The 15,077-nt window shown below is 69.0% G+C and carries 11 protein-coding genes and 2 riboswitches; of the genes, 3 read left to right on the forward strand and 8 right to left on the reverse strand.

The features are described from left to right. Nucleotides 1-487: 487 nt before the first annotated feature. The 8 genes from ACFPIH_RS21055 to gcvT all read right to left on the reverse strand — a co-directional run bounded on the left by ACFPIH_RS21055 (nt 488) and on the right by gcvT (nt 11,873). Nucleotides 488-2,728, reverse strand: a complete 2,241-nt coding sequence (locus ACFPIH_RS21055) for an autotransporter outer membrane beta-barrel domain-containing protein (protein ID WP_381174402.1) — start codon at nt 2,726-2,728, stop codon at nt 488-490. Nucleotides 2,729-2,874: 146 nt separating this feature from the next. Beyond that, nucleotides 2,875-4,203: a trypsin-like serine peptidase gene (locus tag ACFPIH_RS21060; protein WP_381174404.1), complete on the reverse strand. Its 1,329-nt coding sequence runs from the start codon at nt 4,201-4,203 to the stop codon at nt 2,875-2,877. Nucleotides 4,204-4,434: 231 nt separating this feature from the next. Beyond that, nucleotides 4,435-4,596 (reverse strand): hypothetical protein, encoded by a 162-nt coding sequence (locus ACFPIH_RS21065; RefSeq protein WP_381174406.1) that lies wholly within the window; start codon nt 4,594-4,596, stop codon nt 4,435-4,437. A gap of 1,357 nt (nt 4,597-5,953) precedes the next feature. Continuing rightward, the gene (locus ACFPIH_RS21070; protein WP_381174408.1) at nt 5,954-6,343 is read right to left on the reverse strand and encodes a hypothetical protein; all 390 of its coding nucleotides are present in this window, start codon (nt 6,341-6,343) and stop codon (nt 5,954-5,956) included. A gap of 1,218 nt (nt 6,344-7,561) precedes the next feature. After that, nucleotides 7,562-8,929 (reverse strand): L-serine ammonia-lyase, encoded by a 1,368-nt coding sequence (locus ACFPIH_RS21075; RefSeq protein ID WP_381174410.1) that lies wholly within the window; start codon nt 8,927-8,929, stop codon nt 7,562-7,564. Nucleotides 8,930-8,987: 58 nt separating this feature from the next. After that, nucleotides 8,988-10,253, reverse strand: a complete 1,266-nt coding sequence (gene glyA, locus ACFPIH_RS21080; protein WP_381174412.1) for a serine hydroxymethyltransferase — start codon at nt 10,251-10,253, stop codon at nt 8,988-8,990. Between the two features lie 10 nt (nt 10,254-10,263). Beyond that, complete coding sequence (gene gcvH / locus ACFPIH_RS21085) at nt 10,264-10,641, reverse strand: glycine cleavage system protein GcvH (RefSeq protein WP_381174414.1); 378 nt, start codon at nt 10,639-10,641, stop codon at nt 10,264-10,266. A gap of 110 nt (nt 10,642-10,751) precedes the next feature. Beyond that, a complete protein-coding gene (gcvT, locus tag ACFPIH_RS21090) occupies nt 10,752-11,873 on the reverse strand; it encodes a glycine cleavage system aminomethyltransferase GcvT (RefSeq protein WP_381174416.1) in 1,122 nt (373 codons plus the stop codon). Between the two features lie 75 nt (nt 11,874-11,948). Further along, a riboswitch (glycine riboswitch) is annotated at nt 11,949-12,071 on the reverse strand. Beyond that, a riboswitch (glycine riboswitch) is annotated at nt 12,072-12,180 on the reverse strand. A 171-nt stretch (nt 12,181-12,351) separates the two neighbouring features. Between gcvT and ACFPIH_RS21095 the strand changes: the two genes are divergently transcribed. The 3 genes from ACFPIH_RS21095 to ACFPIH_RS21105 all read left to right on the forward strand — a co-directional run bounded on the left by ACFPIH_RS21095 (nt 12,352) and on the right by ACFPIH_RS21105 (nt 14,846). Beyond that, nucleotides 12,352-13,026, forward strand: a complete 675-nt coding sequence (locus ACFPIH_RS21095) for an AAA family ATPase (protein WP_381174700.1) — start codon at nt 12,352-12,354, stop codon at nt 13,024-13,026. A 77-nt stretch (nt 13,027-13,103) separates the two neighbouring features. Next, nucleotides 13,104-13,907, forward strand: coding sequence for an enhanced serine sensitivity protein SseB (locus ACFPIH_RS21100; protein WP_381174418.1), 804 nt, complete (start codon nt 13,104-13,106; stop codon nt 13,905-13,907). A gap of 141 nt (nt 13,908-14,048) precedes the next feature. After that, complete coding sequence (locus ACFPIH_RS21105) at nt 14,049-14,846, forward strand: enhanced serine sensitivity protein SseB C-terminal domain-containing protein (protein WP_381174420.1); 798 nt, start codon at nt 14,049-14,051, stop codon at nt 14,844-14,846. The last annotated feature ends 231 nt before the right edge of the window (nt 14,847-15,077 follow it).

Consider the following 15,077-nt stretch of genomic DNA (forward strand, 5'->3'; position numbering starts at 1 on the left):
GAAGGACACGAACTGTACTCGTCATGCGTGGGTCTCGGGTTGGCTCGGCGCCCCCCCTGTGTGACCAGCACGACTCCTCCGAACTGGCCCACGGCACCCTCCGCGCCCGAGCGGCCGCCCTGCTCATGCCGCCCGCCCGGGAACGCTCCGGCCACACCGTCTGCGGCCGCGACGGCTGCCACGTCCCCCTCCCGTGGACCGGCGACGCCCCGCCCTTCGGCTCCGGCCCGCCCCGATCCGTCCCCTGGCTCCCCCAGCCCGCGGGCCTGGAAGTCCTGCACCGCCGAAGCAGCAGCCGCTGGCCCCGCCTCCCTGCTCCGTCTCTACCGCGGCGTCCTGCGCCTGCGTCGCGACAACCGGGTCTGACCGGCGAGGAGTTCCGCTGGGTCTTCGCCGAAGTGCGCTGTCACCAAGGACCGGGTCCTTGGTGACAGCGCGCCGGCGATCAACGGCTGCTTGACCTACCGGTCAGGGCGTCAGCCACTAGCTAGGAGCAGTTGTAGGCGCCCCGTTGTTGGTACTGGGCGATACCGTAGGGGAGCACGATCTTGAGGCATCCGCCCCACGCGTAGTAGCGAGTGGCCCGGCCTGCCAGATACGAGGAGTACCAGTGGAGGGCTCTGCAGATGGCGCCCGCCAGTCCCGGGATCATCGTGCAGGCCTCGAAGAGGGTATTGGAGATCCACCCCGCGTTCCTTGCGTTGGCCGTCTCACCGCGGTTGAGGTAGAGCGTGCCCTTGTAGCAGAACACCCTCCAGCACGACCATTTCCACCTGGGGTCGGCCACCACGGGAAACGTCGGTGAGACGGTGGTTCCTGAGGCGTCCGTGACGGGGGTGAGATCCACGTGGAGAGTCAGCGTGCTGCCGTTGACGGTGTAGGTGGCGGGCCAGCTGACGCCGGCCGCGTCGGTGGCCCAGGGCTCCTCGATGACGCCCAGCGGCTGGGCTTCGGTGGTGCCGTCGGCGGCGGTGACGTCCTGGACGATGTCGACGGTCCCGTCACTGTCGTCACCGGCGACCATGCGGACGCCGGCGGGCAGGGTCACCGGGAAGTCGTAGGAGGTCGGCGAGGAGCTGCCGTCGAGGGTGACCAGGGCCCGGAAGCCACCGTCGTCGGTGGGCTGGACCGCGGTGGAGTATCCGCTCTGTGAACCGGGGTAGACGACGGTGCCGGTCACCGACCGGGTTCCGGTCCCGGTCGCGGGGAGCCCCACCTTGATGGTTCCGTACATGCTGGTCAGGGATACGCCCGAGGATGCCGTCCTGGGCACCTCGACCGTGTTGGTTCCCATGTCGTCCGTGCACGAGGAAACGGCGACGTTGCCGGCGTCGCTGGTGGTCCGCTGGTTGATGTCGCTGACCCCGGTGACGTTCTCGACGGTCGCGGCAGTCGTGCCGTCGGCCGAGGTGGCCGTCGTGTCCGGGTTTCCGAAGTAGGCGTAGGCGTCGACGGAGACGGTGACGGCGGAGGAACCGGTGTTGGTGAGGACCACCTGACCGGAGCAGCCGACACGGGCGGTGGTGAAGGTGCTGATGGGGGCGTCCGCATGGTAGGCGACGGTGTTGAACCCGGTGTCGGTCAGTCCGGCCGACGAGACGGTGATGACGCCCGCGCCGGCGCTGTCGGCGGTGAGGTTGAGACCGACCGCCGCCGGCTTGGACGTGGGGATGCCGCCCTGCCCGAGGACCGGCAGGGCGAAGTCGTCCCCGGCGGCGATGCTGACGGTGTCGGCGATACGCGAGGGGGTGAGGGCGTGCACCAGCGCGCCGGTGGTGCTGGCGGTACCGCTGGTGAAGTAGCCGGTCACGGCGACGGAGATGGTGACCGGGCTGAAGCCGAAGTTGTTGATGTTCACGACACCGGCACCTGCCGAGTCCAGCAGCGTATTGGTGCCGATCTTGGCGATGGCGAAGTTCTGGTCGATGGTGTCGGCCGCGTAGTCGAGTGTGGCGTCGGCGGGAGTGATGTCGCCGGCACCGTAGACGCGGACGGTTCCGGTCCCGGTGCTGAGTGCGGTGACGGAGACGCTGACCGCCTGGACGCCGGAGGAGGGGACCGGGCTCTGGCCGAGCGGTGTCATCCGGTAGGTGGAGTTCGCGGCCACCGTCACGTTGTTGAGGATCTGGGTGGGGTCGACCGGCACGTAGGTGCCGCCCACCGTCGATCCCGCGGTGGTGAGTGTGTAGCCCTGGTCGTCGAGGTAGACCCTGACCGCACCGGAGCCGGTGTTGACCAGCTTGATCCTGCCGTCCGCGCCGACCTTGGTGATCACCAGGTTGGCCTGGTAGTTGTCCGTGCCGTAGCTCATCGCCGTGCTGGCCGGCTCGGTGTCGTCGGTCGAGTACACCTTCAGCGACCCGGTCGTCGACCTGCCTTCGGCGCCTATGTTCAGTGCGACCGAGGCGAGGTTGGACGAGGGCAGCCAGCCCTTTCCGGCGACCGTGACAGTGACCGTGGTGTTGCCCGCGACCTCCACGTTGTCCATGATCCGCCCACGGACCATGTGCCACTGACCGGCGGCGGCGCTGGTGGCGGTGGCGCCGACGGTGCTGGTGGTGGTGGTCGCGGCGGTCGCGGTGGCAGGCACCGACAAGGGCACCAGCATGGCCCCCAGCACGCCGGCTGCGGCGACCATCCCGGTCAGGCCGTGACGGGGGGTGCGGGGGCGAACAGGTCTGATCCTTCCGGCGGCGGCGTGCGCCCACCGTCGAACATGACGGAACATCACACGAGCTCCTTTGCTGTGGCAGGGACGATCTCGTGACGTGGACCTGCGGGTCCTGGATCCGGTGCGGGCCGGCGGCGGTGACCGTGAGGCGCGGAAGGGACGCCCTCGGAAGGAGCAGTCACCCGGTCGCCCGGTGCGGAAGGTCAGGGCGTGAGGTTCTGGACCGTGTTGTAGAGCAGTTGGTCGTTGTCCTCGAAGTGCGGGGCGATCATCCAGACGCCCTCGCCCTCGACGAAGTTCGGGTACTTGGTGGAGCTCACCCCGACCTGGGTGCCGGTACCGCTGACCGGGTCGAAGTCCTGGAACCAGGGGCCGCCGCTGGCGCCGCCCGTCATGTTGCAGGTCATCTCGTAGTCGGTCTTCAGAATGAAGTCCTTCCAGGTGCTGCCGTTGCACTCGACGAGTTGGCGCCCGTCGTAGCGGTAGCGCGAGATCTCACGAGTCGTGCCCGGCTCCTGACCCGGTGCCGGAACAGGTGTGGTGACGGTGTCCCAACTGCCCGCGTTGGGGTAGCCGAAGGCGAACATGGTCTGGTTGTAGGGCTGGTTGAAGGCCACGTGCTGGGAGCCCACGACGTCGGTCAGGCGCACACCGGGTCTGGTCGGGTCTGCGACGGTGAGCGCCGAGACGTCGTAGTTGAAGTTGGACAGGTTGACCGTGTCGGGGTTCAGCGTGGTGAAGTCGTTCCACTGCGCGGTGGTGTAGGCGCTGGTCGCGGGCCAGAGCCCGTAGGGGGCCTGGGCCAGGCCGACCTTGGTGCCGTCGTAGCCGGGAATGAACATCCAGGCGTCGTCGGTGGCGCTCACCGAGCCCTTCTGAATGGTGCCGATGAGCGAGCCGAGCGCGACCACGGCCAGCGGATTGGACACGCAGTGGCCCGCAGACAGGATGGTGCTGCCGTTGGCGCTGTCCACCGCGTTCGCCGTGCACTCGGTGGGGTAGGCCACGGTGCGCACCGTGGTGGTGATCCCGTTCGCGACAGCGGTCACAGTCGTGCTGTCCTTGAAGATGTGCTGCGCGGTGGTGACGGCCGGAACATAGGCTCCAGTGGAGTCGACATGGAACCACTGCGTCGAGTCCACCGCGCCGATCGCGTCCTCCGGACGGCTGGGCCGGGTCTTGGACGGCCAGGCCAGCGTCTGGCGGTAGTACAGTCGCCCGATTGTCTGGTGCACCGCTCCGGCGCGGCTCCAGATACGGCCCTCGTCCAGATTGCTGTAGTTGGGGCCGTCGACGCCGTAGTCCGTGTTGTTCGCGTTCCACAGGGCCATGTCCTCGCTGGTCCAGTACTCGATCACGGCGTTCTGCCGGTCGGTGGAGGAGGCCCAGGACGCCTGGTTGACTGCGACCGGCGGTCGCACCGTGGCCGTGTCGGTGCCCGCCGCGCGCACTTCCCCGGCACCGGCCCCCAGCACTGCGAGCGCGAGTGCGGCCGCCCAGACCGTTCTGACGATTTCCTGCGTTCTTCGCATAGAGAACTCCCCGAATCTGCCGAGCGATGGCTGACCGGCACCCCGGTTTCCGGCCCCCTCTGCGGGGCTGGACGACTTCCCGCGTACACCGGCGCATTCGATGGAAAGCTAGCCGGAAGGGCCGTTCCCTCTCGTCCAACGGGGGGTTGAACTGCGCCTGCAACCAGGGTGGTTGTCGCTGTACAACCAGAGGTGTAGCTGTGCTTGAGAGCGTGAGCAGGCGGTGGAGAGCTATTCGGCGATGACGGTTGCGAGTGGGTAGGGGATGTCGTCGATCAGCTCGTGCAGGGCCAGAGCGGACTCACCGCACATGACGGCGCGCGGAGCCCGTGCGCACACGGCCAGCAGTGCATGCTCGCGACGGTCGGCGGTCAGGGCGTATCCCCTCAGCACTCGATGATGTTCACCGCCAGCCCGCCCCGGGCCGTCTCCTTGTACTTGACGCACAAAGGCCCGGCGCCTAGCCATGGTTCTGAAGAGTCCTGCTCCGCTGAAGCAGAACAGATCGTGGTCTGCGTCGTGCAGGTCCCGTTCGCGGAAGAGCCGCTCGAAGTGATGGATCGAGGATGTTGCTGGTGAGATGGTGCCGGTTGGCCTGCCAAACCCGGGCGGTGTCAGCGAATGATGTAGTTCGCTGACGTAGAGCAAGGCACCAGGGAGGCGTGATGCAATCGGTCAGGACCCGAGACGGCATGGAGGTCGCGGGCTTCGGAGCTCCGGTCTTGCCCTTGATGTATCGCTTGCCAACAGGCCAGGCGCAGTTGGTGACTGCCGCTTTGGGGCGATTGCGCCGTTGGGATCCGGACTCCGGGGAACTTTTGGGTGAATTTCAGACCCTCGAGTCTGGTGCGGGTGACGTCCCCAGCATGGCGGCAGCCATCCTGTCGGATGGCCGGGTGAGAATCGCGGCACCGGATGAAGACGGATTGTGCCTCTGGGACGGAGTGAGCGGACGTCTGCTCCAGATGCCCGACAGCGGCGCCCACCAGCTTTTCGCGGTTGCCGGAGACGGGTCGGTCGAGGGCGGGGGTCTCCTTGTCGGGGGCGGGGTGAGCGGTCTGTACCGATGGGACCTGCTCACTGGCCGCCCTGCCGGACCTGTCCCGGAGGAACCGCTTGGTTATGTCGTAGCAGTGACGACGGCGGTACTTCCGAACGGCATGCCTTTGATCGTGGCAAGTTCCGAAGACGGGCGAGTCCACAGGTGGCACGCGACTTCCGGCCGACCTCATGGCGAACCGCTCTCGGCACCACACATAGTTCTCCTGGAAACCGCGTATCCGCCAGACGGTCGGACTGTGCTCATTGGGGCCGTGGATGACGGAGAGTCTGTGTACCGATGGGATGCTGAGACAGGAGAGGAAGTAGGCCCGCTGATCTCAACTCCGGAGATGGTCGTGGGCATGGCATTGGCCGCCGTCTCGGGCCAGATGAGGCTGTTCACGGCGGATGAGAGTGACACGGTCAGGCAGTGGGATCTGTTGACGGGTGCTCCGGTCGGTCAGACATTTGCTGGACGTGCGGTATCCGCAGTGTCTTCCCCTGAGGGGAGCGCTCTGCTCGCGGTCGGTACGCGGGACGGGAAACTGGCAACTCATCAGTTGACCTGAGCATCGAGGCCAACTCGTCCACTGAGGTCGGATCGAGGGCTGCAACCGGAGTGCCAGTCACTGCGCCAGTCCCCGACCCTACTCAGTGAGGTTTTCTCAGAGAAATGATCTTGCGAACTAGCCTGTCGCGGTGGACGGAATCACACCCCTGACGGGATGGCGAACGGGTCATACCCCTCGGGCATTAAACAGCCGTAGTCCTGCAGTGGTTGCGGATCGTTCAGCACGATCCGCTTCCACTCGCCCGCAGGTGAGAGTCCGTCTGAGCGGTCCAGAACTCGTTGGCCCGGGAGTCCGGCGGACGCTGGTGCGTCGGCTGCGAGTCGACCGAAGCGGTCCAGCAGAGCCCACACAGCGTCGTAGACATCACGGATTTCCTCGGCTGCCCTCTCCTCGGTGATTTCAGGGGAGGCTTCGCGGTACACGGCGCGGGCCGAAGCGACAAAACGCTCCGGATCGACGATCACCACGTCCTGGCGCATCCGAACGCTGATCGTCATACCCGGCGTCGGGGCTGGCATCTCATCCACCGGCCCACGGTACTGCGTCGGAAGCGCGACCAACCGCGGATTCTCCCTTGTGCACGGCCAGCAAGGTACGCCCCGGCTGTGAGATCCACTGGGCAACGGCCGGGGCGCCGTCGAGATCGAGGCGCTCACGCTCGTCGTGGAGGCGGTCTCCAACAAGGGTGCGATCGGCCGCCCGCTGCACACCTCGGCTCTGGCCGGAACCGTGCGCTGTTCCTCAGCCGCACCACGGGGTACGACCTTGCCAAGTGCGGCCGGTACCAGTGCACGGTCCTGCGTCTGGGCAACGCCTGCCGGGTCGTCACTGCCGACTTGCTCAAGCTGCTCCACATCGACGTACCGGGGCCCGCAGGCGTCGAAGAGCCGACGGCTGCGACACCCAAGACGGACCTGGGCCGTTCCTCGTTGAGCGGCTGTTGCTGCTGCGTGTGCTGCTGTGCTCATCGGCGTGAGGGATGTTGGCGAGGGACCCGCGAGTAGCGGCGATCGTCTCGTATGTGCGATCTCGACAAGCCGGACGACGCTCCGGGCTGCGTTATACACGGGGACGGTCTCTCCTGGGGCTGCTTCGAATCGTTCGACGCCGAGGGTGAAGGTCTTCGAGGCGTACTGCGCCACCACGGTCGGCGGGTAGGAAATCGTGGGGCGTCGTGAACCGCGCGGTACGGCGATGTGCACTGCTGTGGGGATGTCGTCGATCAGCTCGTGCAGGGCCAGGGCGGGCTCACCGCACACGACAGCGCGAGGAGCCCGTGCGCACACAGCCAGCAGATCAGCGTGCGCGGTCTCCGGGGCGTCTGCCCGCCGGTACACGCCACGGGACAGTTCGTCTATCTCCCCTTCGGTGACCAAGCCCGCCAGATCGCGGGGGGAGAGCAGGGCCTGACGTGCTTGCGCCGTCGTGGACGTAGAGGGGAGGTCGGCCAACCGCTGCTGCACACGGGAGCCTTCCGTAGTGTCCATGTATCGAATGGTGCCCCTTGAATGGGTTTATGGGATCGATTTGATGCGCCCTGGCGGCTGATGGCCAGGACGGATCGGGACAGTGATCGAAGGTGCCACGACCCCGCAGGTCAGACGCCCAACCTGTGGGATTTCCTGGGGACTTTTCGGGGACTTTCACGCCTGTCCCAGGGACGTTCCGGGGACTTTCCGCCGCGTAAGCAGGGAAGGCACCGACAGCGCCGAAAGACACGAACGCGCTGGTCAGGGCGTATCCCCTCAGCACTCGATGATGTTCACCGCCAGCCCGCCCCGGGCCGTCTCCTTGTACTTGACGCTCATGTCGGCGCCCGTGTCCTTCATCGTCTTGATGACCTTGTCGAGGGACACCTTGTGGGAGCCGTCGCCGCGCATGGCCATGCGGGCGGCGGTGACGGCCTTGACCGCGGCCATGCCGTTGCGTTCGATGCAGGGGATCTGGACGAGGCCGCCGACGGGGTCGCAGGTGAGGCCGAGGTTGTGTTCCATGCCGATCTCGGCGGCGTTCTCGACCTGTTCCGGGCTGCCGCCCAGCACCTCGGCGAGGGCGCCCGCCGCCATCGAGCAGGCGGAGCCGACCTCGCCCTGGCAGCCGACCTCGGCGCCGGAGATGGAGGCGTTCTCCTTGAAGAGCATCCCGATCGCGCCGGCCGCGAGCAGGAAGCGGACGACGCCGTCCTCGTCGGCGCCGGGGATGAAGTTGATGAAGTAGTGGAGGACGGCGGGGATGATGCCGGCCGCGCCGTTCGTGGGGGCCGTCACCACGCGGCCGCCCGCCGCGTTCTCCTCGTTCACCGCCATGGCGTAGAGCGTGATCCACTCCATGGAGTGGGCCAACGGGTCGCCCTCGGCGCGGAGTTGACGGGCCGTCATCGCGGCGCGGCGGCGGACCCGCAGGCCGCCGGGGAGGATGCCCTCGCGGGACATGCCCCGGGAGACACAGGACTGCATCACCCGCCAGATGTCCAGGAGCCCGGAGCGGATCTCGTCCTCGGTGCGCCAGGCGCGCTCGTTCTCCAGCATCAGGGAGGAGATCGACAGGCCCGTCTCCTTCGTGAGGCGCAGCAGTTCGTCGCCGGTGCGGAAGGAGTACTTCAGGACCGTGTCGTCCAGCTTGATGCGGTCCGCGCCCACCGCGTCCTCGTCGACGACGAAGCCGCCGCCCACCGAGTAGTACGTCTTGGAGAGGAGTTCGGCGCCGGAGGCGTCGTACGCCCACAGGGTCATGCCGTTCGCGTGGTACGGGAGGGTCTTGCGGCGGTGCAGTTTCAGGTCCTCGGTGAAGGAGAAGGGGATCTCCCGTTCGGCCAGCAGGCGCAGCCGGCCCGTCGACTTGATCTGCTCGATCCGTTCGTCCGCCGTCTCCACGTCCACCGTGCGCGGGGAGGAGCCCTCCAGGCCCAGCAGGACCGCCTTCGGGGTGCCGTGGCCGTGCCCGGTCGCGCCGAGGGAGCCGTACAGCTCGGAGCGGACCGCCGCCACGGAGTCCAGCAGCCCCTCGTTGCGCAGCCGGCGGGCGAACAGGCCGGCCGCGCGCATCGGGCCGACCGTGTGGGAGCTGGACGGGCCGATGCCGATCGAGAACAGGTCGAAGACCGAGATGGCCACGGGGACTCCTCGAGAGAGGGCGGGGGGTACGGGTCGTCGGGTACCCCCCACCGGGGAACTACTTGTTCAGTGCGGGGTACAGCGGGTGCTTGTCGGCCAGGGCCTTCACCCGGGTCTTCAGCGATTCCGCGTCGTAGGAGGGCTTCAGGGCCTGCGCGATCACGTCCGCCACCTCCGCGAAGTCCTCGGCCGTGAAGCCGCGGGTCGCGAGGGCCGGCGTGCCGATCCGCAGACCGGACGTCACCATCGGCGGGCGCGGGTCGTTCGGGACGGCGTTGCGGTTGACGGTGATGCCGACCTCGTGGAGACGGTCCTCGGCCTGCTGCCCGTCCAGTTCGGACGCACGCAGGTCGACGAGGATCAGGTGGACGTCCGTGCCGCCGGACAGGACGTTCACGCCGGCCTCCCGGGCGTCCGCCGCTGTCAGGCGCTCGGCGAGGATCCTCGCGCCGTCCACCGTACGCCGCTGGCGCTCCTTGAAGTCCTCCGAGGCCGCGACCTTGAAGGAGACCGCCTTCGCCGCGATCACATGCTCCAGGGGGCCGCCCTGGAAGCCCGGGAAGACGGACGAGTTCAGCTTCTTGGCGAAGGACGACTTCGCCAGGATGATGCCGCCGCGCGGGCCGCCCAGCGTCTTGTGGGTGGTGGAGGTGACGACGTCCGCGTACGGCACCGGGTTCGGGTGCAGGCCCGCCGCGACCAGGCCCGCGAAGTGCGCCATGTCGACCCACAGATACGCCTCGACCTCGTCGGCGATCCGGCGGAACTCGGCGAAGTCCAGCCGGCGCGGGTACGCCGACCAGCCCGCGATGATCACCTTCGGGCGGTGCTCCTTGGCGAGCCGCTCCAGCTCGGCCATGTCGACCAGGCCGGTCTCCGCGTCCACGTGGTAGGCGACCACGTCGAACTGCTTCCCGGAGAAGTTCAGCCGCATCCCGTGGGTGAGATGGCCGCCGTGCGCGAGGTCCAGTCCCAGGATGGTGTCGCCGGGCTGGGCCAGCGCGAACAGGGCGGCCTGGTTGGCGGAGGCACCCGAGTGCGGCTGGACGTTGGCGTACTCGGCGCCGAACAGTTCCTTGAGCCGGTCGATCGCGATCTGCTCGGCCACGTCGACGTGTTCGCAGCCGCCGTAGTAGCGGCGGCCCGGGTAGCCCTCGGCGTACTTGTTGGTCAGCACCGAGCCCTGCGCCTCCATGACCGCGAGCGGAGCGAAGTTCTCCGAGGCGATCATCTCGAGCGTGGACTGCTGACGGTTCAGCTCGGCGTCGACCGCGGCGGCGATCTCCGGGTCGAGCTCGTGCAGGGGCGTGTTCAGAACAGTCATCTACGGATCCTCAGCCGGCGGTGAAGGCGGTGTACTCGTCGGCGGACAGCAGCTCGTCCTGCTCGCCCGTGACGCGCACCTTGAACAGCCACCCGCCCTCGAAGGGGGCGGAGTTCACCAGCGACGGGTCGTCGACGACGTCCTGGTTGACCTCGACGACCTCGCCGTCGACCGGCGAGTACAGGTCGCTGACCGACTTGGTCGACTCCAGCTCACCGCAGGACTCGCCCGCGGTCACCGTGGCACCGGCCTCCGGAAGCTGGACGAAGACCACGTCGCCGAGCGCGTTGGCCGCGTGCTCCGTGATGCCGACCGTCGACACGCCGTCCTCGGCGGCCGACAGCCACTCGTGCTCCTTGCTGTAGCGCAGCTGCTGGGGGTTGCTCATGGCCTGAATTCTCCTGTACACGGGGGAGGGGTGATGAAGGGGAGACTACGGAAGACGTGCGTGAGCAGCGGTGACGCCGTGGTTAAGCACGTCCGGCATCGCCTGTGGCGTTACTTCTGACGCTTGTAGAAGGGCAGCGCCACGACCTCGTACGGCTCGTGGCTGCCCCGGATGTCCACGCCGACGCCCGGCGTGCCCGGCGCCGCGTGCGCCGCGTCGACGTACGCCATCGCGATCGGCTTCCCCAGGGTGGGGGAGGGCGCGCCGGAGGTGACCTCGCCGATCACCTCGCCCCCGGCGACGACGGCGTACCCGGCGCGCGGCACCCGGCGGCCCTCGGCGACCAGGCCGACCAGGACGCGCGGGGGCCTGCGCTCGGCGAGAGCGGCGGCCTCGGACAGCGCCTCGCGCCCCACGAAGTCGCCCTCCTTCTCGAACTTGACCACTCGGCCGAGGCCCGCGTCGAAGGGGGTCAGGGACGTGGACAGCTCATGCCCGTACAGCGGCATGCCCGCCTCCAGGCGCAGCGTGTCCCGGCAGGACAGTCCGCAGGGGACCAGACCGGCCTGGGAGCCCGCCCCGGTCAGCGCCTGCCACAGCGCCACCGCGTGCTCCGGCCTCACGAACAGCTCGAAGCCGTCCTCGCCGGTGTACCCGGTGCGCGCGATCAGCGCGGGGACACCGGCCACCGTGCCCGGCAGGCCCGCGTAGTACTTCAGGCCGTCGAGGTCGGCGTCCGTGAGCGCCTTCATGATCCCCGGGGACTCGGGCCCCTGGACGGCGATCAGGGCGTAGGCGTCCCGGTCGTCGCGCACCTCGGCGTCGAAGCCGGCCGCGCGCTCCACCAGCGCGTCCAGCACCACCTGGGCGTTGGAGGCGTTCGCGACCACCATGTAGTCGGTTTCCGCGAGCCGGTAGACGATCAGGTCGTCCAGGATGCCGCCGTCGGCCCGGCAGATCATGGTGTAGCGGGCGCGTCCGGTCCTCACGCCCCCGATGTTCCCCACCAGGGCGAAGTCGAGAAGGGCCGCCGCCTGCGGGCCGGTCACGGTGATCTCGCCCATGTGGGAGAGGTCGAAGAGGCCGGCCCGGGTCCGCACCGCGGTGTGCTCGTCGCGCTCGGAGCCGTAGCGCAGGGGCATGTCCCAGCCGGCGAAGTCGGTCATCGTCGCGCCGAGCGAGCGATGCAGGGCGTCCAGGGCGGTGTGACGGAGTTCGGTACTGCTGCTCATCGGTCGGTCGTCTCCCAAGGCAATGGGGGTCCCTCCCGCGCGAGCGAAGCCGAGCGTGGGGGAGGGCGAGGTCGTTCCTCCCCATCTGTCATCGGAACCTGAGAGGTTCGCCATGATCACACGTATGGACACGTACATGATCCTGGCTTGCACCGTGGGTGGGACCACCGGCGACGGCGGCCCGCTTTTCAGATGTGCCTCGCCCGCGCGGTAACGGGGCCTGAGAGATTCAAGGGAGGGACTTGCTCCTTCGGCGCCCCGACGACAGTGCGAAAAGTGCTGCCGGGGACTCTCCCGCGCGGATTCAAACGGCCGGTATGCAGTTGGCGCGGACATCATCGCACGCCGCGCCCCCGTCGCGGCAGGCCGCATCTGTAACCGGCTTGTGGCGGTACGCGTACGAAAACGCGAGACACCACGCATTACCTTCTCTTTACACTCGACGGGGAGAAGACGTGTCTGACCCCAGGGGAGGACGATCAAGGTGAACAGGACCACGGCGTACGCGACGACCTCGGCCATCGCGCTGCCCGCACAGCCGGCCGCCCCCACCCGGGCGACGTCCGGCGCGCGGCCCGCGCCGGTCGTCCGCGACCTGCGCGAGCGCGCCGGCCACAGCCCCCACGGCCTGCTCTTCGGCCCCCGCGACCTGGTCGTCGTCACCGGTCTGCCGGGCAGCGGAAAGTCCACGCTCATGGCCCGTGCCGTGCCCGGCGCCCGTATCGACTCCCAGGACACCCGCGACCGCTGGGACGCCCGCGCGCCCCGCTTCCTGCCCTACGCGGTCTACCGCCCCCTCGTCCGGTTCGCCCACTACGCCGGGCTGCGCCGCGCGCTGCGCACCGGCGGGGGAGTGGTCGTACACGACTGCGGTACGCAGGCCTGGGTGCGCGACTGGCTGGCCCGCGAGGCCCGCCGCCGGGGCGGCATCCTGCACCTGCTCCTGCTGGACGTCGACCCGGACACGGCCCTCGAGGGACAGCGCGAGCGCGGCCGGGGCGTCTCGCGCTACGCCTTCCTGCGCCACCGCACGGCCGCCGCCCGGCTGATCCGCTCCGTGGAGAAGGGCCGGCTGCCCGAGGGCGTGGGCTCGGCGGTCCTGCTCGACCGGGACGCGGCGGACACCCTGCGCCGGATCGGCTTCACGGGCTGACCCACAGACCCTGAGGAAAGTCCCCGACACCCGATAGCCTTTCAGCCACAGCAGCGGTCCCCAGCAGGTGGTAGCAGATGGACTTCCCCCCGGCGAACTTCCCGGTCTCCCCGGACTTCCCGGAATTCCCGGCGCAGGCGCACCCCCATCCGCACGGCGGATGGCCCGGCAACGAACTGGAGGAGGCGCTCTCCGCCTCCCTCGGCATGCCGACCGCCTCCGGCCGCATCCTCGAGGTGCTCGGACGCAGCTTCGTCTGGGTGCCCCTGCCCAACGGCGGCGGCCCGCACAGCGGTCCCCTCGACCTGCCCACCGTGGAGATCGAAGGCCAGGCGTTCGTGCCGGTGTTCAGCTCCGAGGAGCAGTTCCGCCAGGTCGCCGGCTCGCACATGTCGTACACGATCGCCCCGGCGGTCGAGTTCGCCCGGGGCCTGCCCCCGCAGGTCGGCATCCTCGTCAACCCGGACGGCGTGGTCGGCGTCCCGCTGCCGCCGCCGGCCGTGGCCGAGCTGTGCCGCATGGGCCGCAGCCTCCTGGACGGCCCGGCGGGCGGCGGCCGGGTCCGCCTCTTCGAACCGGACTGGCAGGACGACCCGGTCGACTTCCTGGCCGCCGCCTCCGCGGAGTTCGAGGCGACGGGCGTCGTCGTCACCGCCCGCCGCTGCCTGGCCGCGATCGAGACCGCCGACCCGGTCATGTTCGTCGGCGTCGAGGTCTCCCACCTGGACGCCGACCTCCGCGAACTCCCCCTCGACGCCCTGGGCCGCGCGATGGGCCGGGTCGCGGTCAAGTGGCCGGTCAACCTGATCCTCCTGGACGCCGCCCAGGACCCGGTGGCCGAGTGGATGAGGGACCGGGTCCGCCCCTTCTACCAACGCTGAGTGCACCCACCCAAGGGGCGCGGGGAACTACGCGAACGACCCCCGCGCACCCGCACTCGCAAACGCGCAACAGGCCCCGAGCTCGTAGGCGCTTAAGCTGTTCACAAACGCGGGGCAACTCATAAAAGAAGGGCGGTTCAGGTGAGCGCCAGCGGCATCGCGGCCGGACAGGTCGAGCACATGCTGCGCCAGGTCACGCCCGGGCGCTACGACGCCTACGAGGCCCTCCTGCGCGCTCTCGCGACCCCTTCCTCCGGCCAGGTCTGGATGCTGTTGTGGCACGGCCAGGCCGGCTCCCCGGACGCCCAGTACGGGAACATGGAGGTGGACGGCCACGGCTACGCCCCCTGCGTGACCTCCGCCCAGGAACTCTCGGCGAGCGGCTGGAACCGCTCCTACGAGGTGGTCGACGGAGTCGACGTGGCCCGCACCCTCTACCCCGACCACTACGGCCTCTGGCTGAACCCGCACGCCCCCGGCGGCGGCGTCGGCATCCCGTGGCTGGATCTGCGCCGTATCGCGACCGGTCTGGACCGCCAGCCCGCAGGGCCGCTGCGGCTGTCCGAACCGGCCATCGAGATCCCGCAGTTCTACGCCCTGCTCGCGCAGAACGCCCATCGCACCCCGGTGGTCCGGGCGTTGCGCCGCGCCTGGGTGCAGCCGGCGCTCGGCGCGCCGTACCTGGCCATCGGGCTCGATGTGTACGACACCTCGCCGCCGGCCGTGGACGCCGTACGGACGATGATGCAGCAGTCGATCGGGGCCGTACCCGACGGGCTGCCGGTGTCGACGGTCGCGATGACCGACGAGCACGACCCGGTCGTGATGTGGATGCGGGCCGGCGTCCGGCCGTTCTACGACCGCGAGGCGCATGTGCCGGCCGCCCCGGCCCAGGCTCCCGCGGGCGGCTACGGCTACCCGCCCTCCGGCCGGTACTGAGTCCGGACACCCGACCGGACCACGAGCCATCTCCCGCCAGTCACTCACCGCTTCCCGAGCGAACGGTCGGCCGGAGTTCTGCGCGCGTAGATAGCGGCGATTGCATCCGCTTTGGAAATATCCGCCCCAGTTCGTCGCCGTCCGCCCCGCGTTACCCACCGTCCGGATAACGGAACCCTTCTACCCGCATCACGTTTGCGCATCCTTTCGCCGCCAACTCTGGCTACAGAT

Origin of the sequence: Streptomyces vulcanius (genome assembly GCF_042653945.1) — a bacterium.
GTDB lineage: Bacteria > Actinomycetota > Actinomycetes > Streptomycetales > Streptomycetaceae > Streptomyces > Streptomyces mangrovi.

Excerpts from the sequence above, each read along its gene's own strand:
- ACFPIH_RS21055 (WP_381174402.1), bottom strand. The coding sequence starts at position 2,728 with ATGTTCCGTCATGTTCGACGGTGGGCGCACGCCGCCGCCGGAAGGATC.
- ACFPIH_RS21060 (WP_381174404.1), bottom strand. The coding sequence starts at position 4,203 with ATGCGAAGAACGCAGGAAATCGTCAGAACGGTCTGGGCGGCCGCACTC.
- glyA (WP_381174412.1), bottom strand. The coding sequence starts at position 10,253 with ATGACTGTTCTGAACACGCCCCTGCACGAGCTCGACCCGGAGATCGCC.
- gcvH (WP_381174414.1), bottom strand. The coding sequence starts at position 10,641 with ATGAGCAACCCCCAGCAGCTGCGCTACAGCAAGGAGCACGAGTGGCTG.
- gcvT (WP_381174416.1), bottom strand. The coding sequence starts at position 11,873 with ATGAGCAGCAGTACCGAACTCCGTCACACCGCCCTGGACGCCCTGCAT.
- ACFPIH_RS21100 (WP_381174418.1), top strand. The coding sequence starts at position 13,104 with ATGGACTTCCCCCCGGCGAACTTCCCGGTCTCCCCGGACTTCCCGGAA.